9 protein-coding genes are annotated in these 11,641 nt (G+C 65.8%); 3 read left to right on the top strand and 6 right to left on the bottom strand.

What is annotated here, in order from left to right:
* Positions 1-44 precede the first annotated feature (44 nt).
* From DBO85_RS05240 to DBO85_RS05215, 6 genes are all read right to left on the bottom strand, one after another.
* A complete protein-coding gene (locus tag DBO85_RS05240) occupies positions 45-1,766 on the bottom strand; it encodes a bifunctional protein-serine/threonine kinase/phosphatase (RefSeq protein WP_108105973.1) in 1,722 nt (573 codons plus the stop codon).
* 25 nt (positions 1,767-1,791) lie between these two features.
* Positions 1,792-2,601, bottom strand: a complete 810-nt coding sequence (locus tag DBO85_RS05235) for a formate/nitrite transporter family protein (RefSeq protein WP_108105971.1) — start codon at positions 2,599-2,601, stop codon at positions 1,792-1,794.
* Between the two features lie 101 nt (positions 2,602-2,702).
* Complete coding sequence (gene nirD / locus DBO85_RS05230; RefSeq protein ID WP_108105969.1) at positions 2,703-3,098, bottom strand: nitrite reductase small subunit NirD; 396 nt, start codon at positions 3,096-3,098, stop codon at positions 2,703-2,705.
* The gene (gene nirB / locus DBO85_RS05225) at positions 3,098-5,656 is read right to left on the bottom strand and encodes a nitrite reductase large subunit NirB (protein ID WP_108105967.1); all 2,559 of its coding nucleotides are present in this window, start codon (positions 5,654-5,656) and stop codon (positions 3,098-3,100) included. The genes nirD and nirB overlap by 1 nt, the downstream gene beginning before the upstream one ends.
* A gap of 491 nt (positions 5,657-6,147) precedes the next feature.
* Complete coding sequence (locus DBO85_RS05220) at positions 6,148-7,140, bottom strand: hypothetical protein (RefSeq protein ID WP_108105965.1); 993 nt, start codon at positions 7,138-7,140, stop codon at positions 6,148-6,150.
* Entirely contained in the window at positions 7,137-8,102 is a 966-nt protein-coding gene (locus DBO85_RS05215; RefSeq protein WP_108106163.1) for an ADP-ribosylglycohydrolase family protein, read from the bottom strand. The genes DBO85_RS05220 and DBO85_RS05215 overlap by 4 nt, the downstream gene beginning before the upstream one ends.
* A 139-nt stretch (positions 8,103-8,241) precedes the next feature.
* Here DBO85_RS05215 and DBO85_RS05210 point away from each other — a divergent pair, with 139 nt between their 5' ends.
* From DBO85_RS05210 to DBO85_RS05200, 3 genes are all read left to right on the top strand, one after another.
* Positions 8,242-8,604, top strand: a complete 363-nt coding sequence (locus DBO85_RS05210) for an ArsR/SmtB family transcription factor (RefSeq protein ID WP_199286986.1) — start codon at positions 8,242-8,244, stop codon at positions 8,602-8,604.
* Between the two features lie 94 nt (positions 8,605-8,698).
* Positions 8,699-9,463 carry a sterol desaturase family protein gene (locus DBO85_RS05205; RefSeq protein WP_108105963.1) on the top strand — a complete coding sequence of 255 codons (765 nt, stop codon included), beginning with the start codon at positions 8,699-8,701 and terminating at the stop codon, positions 9,461-9,463.
* A 185-nt stretch (positions 9,464-9,648) separates the two neighbouring features.
* Positions 9,649-11,208, top strand: coding sequence for a cation:proton antiporter family protein (locus tag DBO85_RS05200; RefSeq protein WP_108106159.1), 1,560 nt, complete (start codon positions 9,649-9,651; stop codon positions 11,206-11,208).
* Positions 11,209-11,641: the final 433 nt, after the last annotated feature.

Raw genomic sequence — 11,641 nt, 5'->3', positions numbered from 1 at the left:
GCGCCGGTTGCACTGTCAGCACCCGCCGCGACTGGCCCTGGGGCTCAATCGAGCAACAGCGCCAGCACGGCGATCCCCAGCGCCAGGCTCAGGCACTTCCAGAACAGCACCGGGTTGCGCTCGATCAACGGCGGCCGGTTGCGCATGAGAAATTCCTGGCTGGGGTGGCGCAGGGCGTGGGTGAACTCGGCGACGTCCTGATAGCGCCTGTTGGGGTCGGGCTGCAGCGCCTTTCGGAGGACCTCGTCGATCCACGCCGGCAGGCTACGATCATCGTCGCGCAGTGGCTGGTAGTGCAGGCGCGCCTGTGCTGCACGACTGCGGGTAGCGGCCACGCGAGTGCCGTAGGGCAGCTTGCCGCCCAGCATCTGATAGCAGATCACCGCCAGTGAAAAGACGTCCGACCGCACCGAGCCGGCTTCGCCGAGAAAGTACTCGGGAGCGGTGTAGGGCGCCGTGCCGAGCAGCTCGTCGCGGCTGCCCGGCGCCGCCAGTTCGGTCAGGCCGGCGACGCGGGTCGAGCCGAAATCGATGATCTTCAGCGTACCGCTGGCATCGATCATCAGATTGGCCGGGCGCAGGTCCTGGTGCAGCATCTCCAGCCGGTGAAACGCCCGCAGCCCCCGGGCGATCTGCTCGATCAGCCCGCGCACGGTTTCCAGCGGCGGGCGCGGGTTGTCGATCATCCACTGCGCCAGGGTCTGACCATCGACGAACTCGCTGACGCTGTAGAGGTAGTGCCGGCGCCGGGTCTGCTCGCGGGCCTTGAGCACGTGCGGGCTGTCGATGCGCCGGGCAATCCACTCCTCCATCAGGAAGCGTTCCAGGTACGCCGCATCCTGGCCCTGCTCGATCGACGGCGTCTTGATCACCACCGGGGTGGCGTCGGCGCCGTCCGTGGCGAGGTAGACATGGCTACGACTGCTGGCGTGCAGCTGGCGAACGATGCGAAAGCCGTCCAGCTCGCTGCGCGCCTGCAGCACGGGAGGTGGGGGCAGCTCGCGCAGCTGCTGTTGCAGTTCGTCGGCGTTGCGGTCGGGCAGGGCGTCGACGCGCAGCAACTGGATGGTCAGATTGTCGTCGCTGCCTCGCGCCAGGGCCGCGGCGATTATCGCCTGGGCGGCGGTGTCCAGGTTGTCGGGGTGGGCCTGGATGGTCTCGATCATTCGTTGTGCATCGAGATGCTCGTAGACGCCATCGGTGGCCAGCAGAAACAGATCGCCACGCTCCAGCGGCAGGGCCTGGTAGTCGATCTCCAGGTGCGGATTGATCCCCAGCGCGCGGCTCAGGTAGCTCTGCTCGCGGGAGATCCATAGTCGATGATCGTCGCTGAGCTGCTCCAGGCGGCCGTCGCGCAGTCGATAGACGCGGGTATCGCCGACATGGAACAGGTAGGCAGTCGAGGACTTCAGCACCAGCGCACTGAAAGTGCAGACGTAGCCGCGATCCATGTCGTAGCGGTACTGGCTGTGGCGGGTCTGCGAATGCAGCCAGGCGTTGATCGCGCTGAGCACCCGCTGCGCCGACTTCTTCACCGACCAGGTTTCCGACGTGCAGAAATAGTCGGCGAGGAAACTGGCGACACTGGCCTCGCTGGCCACCTGGCTGACCTCGCTGCTGCTGATGCCGTCGGCCAGCGCCAGGGCCACGCCCTTGCTGCTGAGCTGCGGCTCCAGCGGCAGCACGGCGCCGTGGAAATCCTGGTTGACCTGCTTGCGGCCCTTGTCACTGTGCTGGCCGATGCTGACCTTGAGCTGACTGGACATGGGCCTGGCTCCGGGCGAGCGTGGGTCAGATCACGCGCTTGGGCGCAGTGCGCACGTGAGTGGTGTAGAGCGTCAGGCCGGTGAAGGCCAGGCCGCCGACCAGGTTGCCGAGGACGGTGGGGATCTCGTTCCAGATCATGTAGTCCATGACCGAGAAGTCGCCACCCATGATGATGCCGGAGGGGAACAGGAACATGTTCACCACCGAGTGCTCGAAGCCCATGAAGAAGAACAGCATGATCGGCATCCACATGGCGATCGCCTTGCCGCTCACCGAGGTCGAGATCATTGCACCGACCACGCCCATCGAGACCATCCAGTTGCACAGCATGCCGCGCAGGAAAATGGTGAACCAGCCCGCGGCGCCGTACTGGGCGTAGCCCAGGGTGCGGTCCTCGCCGATGTGCGAGATCTTCTCGCCGATGGCGCCCGGCTCGATGGAAAAACCGTAGGTGAAGACGAAGGCCATCATGAAAGCCACGGTCAGTGCGCCGGCGAAATTGCCGAGGAACACCACGCCCCAGTTGCGCAGCACACCGCTGACCGTGACGCCGGGGCGGCGGTCGAGCAGTGCCAGCGGGGTGAGCACGAAGACGCCGGTGAGCAGGTCGAAGCCCATCAGGTAGAGCATGATGAAGCCGACCGGGAACAGCATGGCGCCCACCAGCGGCGAGCCGGTCTGTACCGTGACGGCGATGGCGAATACTGCCGCCAGGGCCAGGATGGCGCCGGCCATGTAGGCGCGGATCAGCGAATCACGGGTGGACATGTAGATCTTGGATTCGCCGGCGTCGACCATCTTGCTGACGAATTCTGCGGGAACGAGATAGGACATCTGGGGGCTTCCTCAAAGGTTGGCGGCGGCACCGGGCAGGCAGCGCCGCGCGTAGTGCTGTTTCGTTGCGCCCGTCCGTACCGGCGGCGGGCGCCTGGCGCTCAGTCCAGGCCGATCTCCACGGCGTCGCCGTTGAGTCGCGCGGGCCAGACCCGCAGGCTCTGCTCCGGGTACTCCAGACAGCTGCCGTCTTCCAGACGGAAGTGCTGCTTGTACAGCGGCGAGGCCACCACCAGCTCGCCCTTGAGCTGGCCGAGGATGCCGCGGCCGATCACGTTGGCGCCGGATTTCGGGTCGCGATTCTCGATGGCGAACAGGCGCTCGCCGGCCGCGCCCTGGTCCAGGTGAAAGAGCGCAACCTGCACGCCCTCGTGCCAGGCCACCACGCCGGAGTTGGCGACCAGGTCACCGCGACGGCACAGCGGCAGCCAGGTGGCGGGTTCGCGCAGGATCGATGCGCGGGCGAAATCGGCTTGCAGAACATTCGACTGGCTCATCAGAGCACCTCCTCGGCGACGGGAATCAGGTGGAGTTCGTGGGCGTGGACCGGCCGGCGCTGTTCGCGCTCGCGGACGAAGTGGATGTCCGGGTCGGGGCGGGCGTCGTTGACGAAGGTGCGGAAGCGCTTGAGCTTGTCCGGATCGGAGAGGGCATTGGCCCACTCGCACTCGTAGGTGTCGACCACGTGCTGCATCTGGCTTTCCAGCTCGGCGCCCAGGCCCAGGCTGTCATCGATGATGACCTGCTTGAGGTAGTCCAGGCCGCCTTCCAGGCTCTCGCGCCAGACCGAGGTGCGCTGCAGGCGGTCGGCGGTGCGCACGTAGAACATCAGGAAACGGTCGATGTAGCGGACCAGGGTGGCGTCATCCAGGTCGGTGGCCAGCAGCTCGGCGTGGCGCGGACGCATGCCGCCGTTGCCGGCCACGTAGAGGTTCCAGCCCTTGTCGGTGGCGATCACGCCGACGTCCTTGCTCTGCGCCTCGGCGCATTCGCGGGTGCAGCCGCTGACCGCGAACTTGATCTTGTGCGGCGAACGCAGACCCTTGTAGCGATCCTCCAGGCGCAGCGCCATGCCGACGCTGTCCTGCACGCCGTAGCGGCACCAGGTGCTGCCGACGCAGGACTTCACCGTGCGCAGGCTCTTGCCGTAGGCATGGCCGGTCTCGAAGCCGGCTTTGATCAGCTCGCCCCAGATCTCCGGCAACTGGTGCAACTGGGCGCCGAACAGGTCGATGCGCTGGCCGCCGGTGATCTTGGTGTAGAGGTCGTACTTCTTCGCCACCTCGCCGAGCACGATCAGCTTGTCCGGGGTGATCTCGCCACCGGCGATGCGCGGCACGATCGAATAGGTGCCGTTCTTCTGCATGTTGGCCATGAAGGTGTCGTTGGTGTCCTGCAGCGGTACCAGCGCCGGGTCGGTGATCGGCTGGTTCCAGCAGGAAGCGAGGATCGAGCCCACCGCCGGCTTGCAGATGTCGCAGCCGACGTGGCCGCGGCCGTGCTTGGCGAGCAGTTCGTCGAAGGCCTTGATGCCCTCGACGCGGACGATGCCGTAGAGCTCCTGGCGGGTGTAGGCGAAGTGCTCGCAGAGGCTCTTGTCGACTTCCACGCCACGGGCCGCGAGCTCCGCGTCGAACACCAGCTTGAGCAGCGCGCTGCAGCCGCCGCAGCCGGTGGCGGCCTTGGTCTGCACCTTGAGCTCGCCCAGGTCGGTGACGCCGGCGTCGACCTTGCAACACACCGCGCCCTTGCTGACGTTGTGGCAGGAGCAGATGGTCGCGGTCTCGGGCAGGGCGTCCGGGCCCAGCGCCGGGGCGCCTTCGGACTGCGGCAGGATCAGCGCGGAGGGATCGGCCGGCAGCTTGATACCGTTCTGTGCGTACTGCAGCAGGGTGTCGTAGTAGCTGTTGTCACCGACCAGTACCGCGCCGAGCACATGCTTGCCGTCGGCGGAGACCACCAGGCGCCGGTAGCTGGCGCTGGCCTCGTCGATGAAGCGATAGCTGCGCGAGCCAGGTGTGGCACCGTGGGCATCGCCGATCGAGCCGACGTCGACGCCAAGCAGCTTGAGCTTGGTCGACATGTCGGCGCCGGTGAAGGCTTCGTGGGCCTCGCCGACCAGCAGCGCGGCCAGGTTGCGTGCCATGCCGTAGCCGGGCGCGACCAGGCCGAAGATGCTGCCGTTCCAGCTGGCGCATTCGCCGATGGCGAAGATGTCCGGGTCGCTGCTGCGGTAGTCGTTGTCGATGACGATGCCGCCGCGCTCGGCGATGGCCAGGCCGGCGGCGCGAGCCAGCGCATCCTGCGGGCGGATGCCGGCGGAGAAGAGGATCAGGTCGGTCTCGAGGCACTCGCCGTCGTTGAAGTTCATCCGGTAGGCGTACTCCTCGCCGGCGACGATCTCCTGGGTGGCGCGCGACAGGTGTACGCCCACACCGAGGGCCTCGATACGTGCCTTGAGCGCGGCGCCACCTTCGGCATCCAGCTGCACCGGCATCAGCCGCGGGGCGAATTCGACCACGTGGGCTTCCAGGCCGAGCGACTTGAGCGCGTTGGCCGCTTCCAGGCCGAGCAGGCCGCCGCCGACCACCACGCCACGGCGGGCCTTGCTGGCCGCAGCGCGAATGTCGTCGAGATCATCGAGGGTGCGGTAGACCAGGCGCGAGTTGCCTTCGGCACCCGGAATCGGCGGGACGAAGGGGAAGGAGCCGGTGGCCAGGACCAGCTTGTCGTAGCCACGACGGCCAGCGGCGGTGACGACCTCGCGGCGGTCGCGGTCGATCTCCAGCACTGGCTGGCCCAGGTGCAGGTGCACGCCGTGGCTGGCGTAGTACTCGGCATCGCACATCGCCAGGGATTCGGCATCACGGCCGCCGAAGTACTCGGACAGGTGCACGCGGTCGTAGGCGCGCTGACGCTCCTCGCCGTAGACATGGATGTCGTAGCGGGCCAGGGCTCCGCGTGCGATCAGCTGCTCGACGCAGTGATGCCCGACCATGCCGTTGCCGACGATGATCAGTGTTTCGCGGGTGAGCGGGGTGACTATCGCGTTCATGGCCATTCCTCAATCGAAGCCGTTGCCGGGGTTCGCCCGGCGGACACGCAAAAAAAGGCGCCTGGAGCCGTTGCCAGCTCCAGGCGCCTTTGCCTGGTATTCATGGGTGTTGATGGGGAGGAAAACCTGGGCTGCGTTGCCCGTTTCGCTCCGCTCCCGCGCCCCTTGGGCGGTGGCCGACGCTGGCCACTCGGGAGTGCCCGCCGGGTATCTCGGCGAGCGTTGCAGGGGACTTAGCAGGTTGCGTGCCAGGGCTTTGGGGTGGCTTCGGGGAAGGCGGCGAACGGAGCTGGCAGGCCAGCAATAGGGCGCTGTGGCGGCGTTCGAGGGCTGTGGCAGCGGTTGGCAGGGGCTGCTGTGCGGCGGTGGGCGGGTCGGGTGCTGGTGCCGGATTGGTGCGCGGCGTCGTGGTCATCCCTGTTTTGGTGCGGCGGGCTCGGCAGTCCGCTCACCTGGGCTGCGCGCCGCAGGTGGCAGAAGTGCGCGGCGAACTACCAGTGCTCGGCGGAGATGGCGTCCGGGCAGGGATTGCTGCTGCTGACGAGTATCTGGCGGATGCTGGCGGCGATCTGCCGGGCGTAGCGGGCATTCTCCGCGTCGTCGCTGATGCTGCGCTTGTAGGCAGCGGCCGAACAGAGGGTCCAGAGTTGCGCATCCTCGGGATCGCTCAGCGCGCGTTGGCGGTAGCGCTCGGCAATCTCCTGGAGGGCTTCGCTGTTGCTGTGCAGATCAGCGCGAAACGCCCTCTCGCGCAGCATGCGGGTCGGACGGCCGGAGGAAGGCACGCGGTCGAGCAGCAGGGTACGTTCATCCTCCACCCGGAGGGAGAAGGTGCTGCCGGTGTTGCGGTTGTGGAACTGGTAGCTGCCGTCGGTCTGTCGGCGGTAGAGCGAACTGCGATTGGGCTCGATCACCAGAAGATCGGCGCCCTTGGCGGTGACCTGGATCGAGTAGCTGCCGCCCTCCATGACATAGGTTCCGGCGACGAAATCCTGGTTGCCGACGACCCGCAAATCGGTGCCCTGGTGGTTGCCCGTGGCCTGCTCGTCCTGTGCCAGGGCGCCGGCGAGGGCGACCATCAGTTTCTGCTGGGTATCCGGTGCTGGCGGCGGGGTGAGCGTCTCGCTCGCCACGACAGGCGGCGCGCTGACGGGCGTTGGCTGTGGCGCTGCGGTTGCGGCGACTGCCGCAGCGCTGTCGGGCGCGGAGGGCGCACCGGCGGGCGGCGCACCGATGGGGATGATGACCGGCGGCACCACTTTGCCGGTCTGCTGCTGCAGGCGGATGCTCTTCATCACCTCTGTCGCCTGGGATTCGGCATGCGCCTGTTTCTGCGCATCGCTCATCCAGGGTGCATGGGTGTCGAGCATCTCCAGGTGGCCTTTCAGGTAGCCGGCGTGGATCATCGCGTCGGAGTTTTCGGCAGGGGGCGTGGCAACACATCCGGCCAGGCAGAGTGACAGTAGCGCCGCATGGAGCTTCATTGGTTGCGATTCCCTTCAGATGGCTGCGCGAGCTGTTCGCTGCAGATGCTGTTGCGCGCCTGCGCTGCGCGCAACAGCTGATCGGCGGTCTGCTGGATTTCGTCGTGCATGTGCAGGCGTGCCAGCCAGTGCGCGGGTATTCCCTGTACGCCGTAGTAGGCACCGGCCAACTGGCCGGTGATCGCCGCCGTGGTGTCGGCGTCGTCACCCAGATTCGCGGCCAGCAGCACCGCGGCTTCGAACGAGTCGCTGTGCTGGAAGCACCAGAGGGCCGCTGTCAGCGAGGCGACCGAATAGCCCGAGCTGACGATCTGCTCCGCGGAGTGCTCCAGATAGTCGCCGCGAGCCAGCGCCGCGACGGCCGGTTCGTGGAACCGGGTGGGGTCCTGCTGCAGCAGCTCGGCCCGCGTGGCGCCGCAAAGTGCCTCGCTCAGGATCAGTCCGAACAGCCTGCAGCACTCGACGGCCTCGCGCGCCGCGTGGGTAGTGCGCGAGCTGTCGGCGCAGCGTGCGAGCAGTTCCGTGCGCTGCGGATGGAAGAACAGCACCACCGGGGCCAGACGCATCAGCGAGCCATTGCCGGCGGTGTTCGGCTCGTGCGAGCCGGCGAAGGGCTCGCCATTCTGCTGGAAGCGGGTCAGCGCATCGCGCACCGTCATGCCGATGTCGAAGCACTCTCCGGTCGAGCTCAGATAGCCCCATTGCCACCAGTTGAGATAGCGCGCCATCTGGTCGCGGGCGTCGAAGCCTGCGCGGGAAAGAAGGCTTTCTGCCAGGCACAGGGCCATCGAGGTGTCATCCGTCCATTGCCCTGCACGCAGGCCAAAGGGGCCGCCGCCGAGCATGTCGGTCAGCGGTTTGAAGCTGCCACGCGGCATGAACTCGACGCTGGTTCCCAGGGCATCGCCACAGGCCAGCCCGAGCAGGCAGCCGCGGTAACGTTCAAGCAGGCTGGGGGGCATCTCGCGGTGCTTGGCTTCTGGGGGAGCGAGGCGGGGCATTGCGTTGGCTCTTCTGAAGGATGAGCGGGCAATCTACGCCATTGCCCGGCTATTTATCGAGCAACGCCCTGGACCGGTGAAGCGAAATATCGATTGACTGATGCATCTGCGTGCACATATCTTCCGGTCCATGCTGACCCGTGAACAAGCCGCCGCCCAGTCCTTCGATGCGTTCAACGCCACCTTCATCAAGGCGTTGACCGAGCCGGCGCGCGTGGCGCTGGTGCGCGAGCTGCTGCTGCGTGGTCGGCTGGATGTCGGCTCGCTGGCCGAGAAGATGCCGCAGGATCGCTCGGTGGTTGCGCGCCACCTGCAGGTGCTGGAGCGCGCCGGTCTGCTGCGGGCTTCGAAGGAGGGCCGACATACCTTCTACGAGATCGATGGTGATGGTGTTCTGCGTCAGCTCGAAGAGCTGACCGAGCTGTTCAGGAAGCTGGCACCGGTGTGTTGTCCGAAGCGCTGAACGGCGCGCAAGGGGTGCCGAAAGCACCTTCTTTTTTATCTTAATATGTGCATTTAGGTGCATTGATGCATTAATTGGCCGAGAGGAACCTACGATGAAAATCCTGCTGTCGCTGTCCGTACCCATGGCATTCCTGCTGATGTGGCTGATCGAGGCGCGCTGGCCGGCGCGGGTCTACGTCCCGGTCAGGCGCTGGAAACTGACCGGCGCACTGTTCTTCCTTGCGGTCATCGTCATCGCTTCGCTTACCCCGCTGTTCTGGAACTGGGCAGGACTGACCTCGCTGCAGGTATTCGATTTGGCCGAACTTGGCTTGTGGGGTTACCCGCTCGGTCTGTTGCTGAGCAGCTTCATCGGCTACTGGTGGCATCGCGCCGAGCACCGTTTCGACCCGCTCTGGCGCGCGGCGCATCAGCTGCATCACAGTGCCTTGCGAGTGGATATTCCCGGTGCCTTCTACAGCCATCCGCTGGAAGTGCTGGTGAAGTCCACCCTTGGCATCCTGGTCAGCGTGGTGCTGCTCGGCCTGGCGCCGCTGGCGGCCGCTCTGGTATCTCTGACGCTTGCCCTGCTGGCGCTGTTCCAGCACTGGAACATCCATACCCCGCGCTGGCTCGGCTGGATCGTGCCGCGGCCGGAAATGCACGCCGCGCATCACGAATACCAGATACATGGCCGCAACTACGGCGACTTGCCCCTGTGGGACATGCTCTTCGGCACCTACCACAACCCGCTGCGTTTCGAGGGTCGGGTGGGGTTCGATGCACCAGCCTCGGCGCGCCTGGCCGACATGCTGCTGATGCGTGATGTCAACGAGGTAGCGGCCGCTGCACCTATGACAGTACCCCGGCGATCCTGAACGTTCACCATGTCGGTTGACCGACGTCAGCGCTCCCGGCGCAAGGCTGGGCGATGATCGAACGATGCATGCTCGGGTATGCGAGCGTACTGCCAGTCACAGCAGCTTGATGCTGGCGGACGGAGCGGTACGTGCGTCCCTCACGTAGAATGCAGCGCTTCCATATACCGCCCGAGAAAGCCTGGATGATCGAAGCCACCTGGATTGCGTTTGCCTTTGGTCTGGGGCTGGCTGCTCGGCAACTGGGGCTGCCTCCGCTGATTGGCTATCTGGGTGCCGGCTTCGCCCTGGCCGCCTTCGGTGATCAGTTGGGGGTTGGCAAGCAGGACAGCGAGATTCTTTCGCACCTCTCGCATCTGGGCGTGCTCCTGCTGCTGTTTACCGTCGGGCTCAAGCTCAAACCGGGCAACCTGGTGCGCCCGGAAGTCATCGGTGGCGGGCTGCTGCATTTCGGTCTGTCATCCTTGCTGATGCTGCCGCCGATCATGCTGTTTCTCGACCTCGGCTGGCAGGAGGCGCTGATGCTCTCGGTAGCGCTGGCGTTCTCCAGCACGGTGCTGGCGGCGAAGGTGCTGGAGAGTCGGCGCGAACTCAAGGCCTTCCATGGCCGGGTAGCGATCGGCGTGCTGATCGTCCAGGATCTGATCGCCCTGGTCGTCATGAGCCTGGCCAATGGCGAGGTGCCTTCGGCCTGGGCGCTGCTGGTATTCCTGCTGCCGTTGCTGCGGCCGCTGTTGTTCCGTCTGCTCGATGCCAGCGGTCACGAGGAGCTGCTGGTACTGCTCGGCCTGATGCTGGCACTGGTGGTGGGTGGGATGGGTTTCGAGGCGGTGGGTCTGAGCTCCGAACTCGGCGCACTGGCGTTCGGTGCATTGCTGGCCAAGCACAAGCGCGCCGGTGAGCTGTCGGACTCGTTGTGGTCGGTCAAGGAAGTCTTCCTGGTCGGATTCTTTCTGCAGATCGGCATCGGCGGCCTGCCGGACGTCGATGCGCTGGTCTTTGCCCTGGTGATGGCAGCGCTGCTGCCGCTGAAGACGCTGCTGTTCTTCTTCCTGTTCTTGGCGTTCCGTCTGCGTTCGCGCAGCGCGTTCCTCAGTGCGGCGAGCCTGACCAACTACAGCGAGTTCGGGCTGATCGTCATCAGCGTGCTGATGCCGCAATGGCTGGTACCGCTCGCCCTGAGCGTGGTCTTCTCGTTCATCATCTCGGCGCAGTTCAACCGCTTTTCCGCAGCGATCTACGACCGCCTGGCCCATCGCCTAATTCCCCTGGAGCGCAATACCCGGCACCCGGACGAGCAGCCGGTCTCCCTGGGCGAGGCGCAGATTCTGGTGATGGGCATGGGGCGTTCGGGGCGTGCGGCCTACGACTATCTGCAGGGCAAGGGCTATCGCCTGATCAGCCTCGACTCCGACCCGGTGATGGTCGAGCGCGCCGGTAGCGAAGGGCGCAACGTGCTCTATGCCGACGCCGAGGATCAGACGTTCTGGCAGACGCTGGAGATGAATCGCATCGAAGCGGTGATCCTGACCATGAACGATGCCGAAGCGAAGATCATCGCCAGCCGCAAGCTGCGCGAGAAGGGCTTCACCGGACTGGTGGTGTCGCATGCGCTCTACGAGGACGTGGCACGCGAGATCGAGGCGGCGGGTGCCGATCATACCTACCTGACCATGACCGAAGCCGGCGCCGGCCTGGCGCAGAACGTCGCCCAGCATCTGCAAGGCCCGGCCCGACGGGACTGATGCTTGCCTCCCGGACGGAACCGGTAGCAGCGCCGGCCTGGCTTTGCCGCACCAGGGTGGACGGTCGAAGCCATCCTCCACAGCGGGGTTCTGGTGGATGAACAAAGCGTCATCCACCCTACGAGGTGTGAGCGTACTGAACGGGCGGAGCTTCGTAGGTTGGACGGCTGAAGCCATCTGCCACGGCGGGCTTTTGGTGGATGAGCAAGGCGTCATCCACCCTACGAATTACGGGCGTACCGAGCGGGTGGAGTTTCGTAGGGTGGATGGTCGAAGCCATCCACCACAGCGGGGTTCTGGTGGATGAACAAAGCGTCATCCACCCTACGAGTTGCGGGCGTGCCGAGCGGGCGGATCTTCGTGGGGTGGATGGTCGAAGACGTTCACCACGGCGGGGGTCTGGTGGATGAACAAGGCGTCATCCACCCTACGA

Origin of the sequence: Pseudomonas mangrovi, assembly GCF_003052585.1 — a bacterium.
GTDB lineage: Bacteria > Pseudomonadota > Gammaproteobacteria > Pseudomonadales > Pseudomonadaceae > Aquipseudomonas > Aquipseudomonas mangrovi.
This window is presented reverse-complemented; position numbering and strand designations above follow the sequence as displayed.

Coding starts and splice junctions, on each gene's coding strand:
- DBO85_RS05240 (WP_108105973.1), bottom strand. CDS start 1,766: ATGTCCAGTCAGCTCAAGGTCAGCATCGGCCAGCACAGTGACAAGGGC.
- DBO85_RS05235 (WP_108105971.1), bottom strand. CDS start 2,601: ATGTCCTATCTCGTTCCCGCAGAATTCGTCAGCAAGATGGTCGACGCC.
- nirD (WP_108105969.1), bottom strand. CDS start 3,098: ATGAGCCAGTCGAATGTTCTGCAAGCCGATTTCGCCCGCGCATCGATC.
- nirB (WP_108105967.1), bottom strand. CDS start 5,656: ATGAACGCGATAGTCACCCCGCTCACCCGCGAAACACTGATCATCGTC.
- DBO85_RS05220 (WP_108105965.1), bottom strand. CDS start 7,140: ATGAAGCTCCATGCGGCGCTACTGTCACTCTGCCTGGCCGGATGTGTT.
- DBO85_RS05215 (WP_108106163.1), bottom strand. CDS start 8,102: ATGCCCCCCAGCCTGCTTGAACGTTACCGCGGCTGCCTGCTCGGGCTG.
- DBO85_RS05210 (WP_199286986.1), top strand. CDS start 8,242: ATGCATCTGCGTGCACATATCTTCCGGTCCATGCTGACCCGTGAACAA.
- DBO85_RS05205 (WP_108105963.1), top strand. CDS start 8,699: ATGAAAATCCTGCTGTCGCTGTCCGTACCCATGGCATTCCTGCTGATG.
- DBO85_RS05200 (WP_108106159.1), top strand. CDS start 9,649: ATGATCGAAGCCACCTGGATTGCGTTTGCCTTTGGTCTGGGGCTGGCT.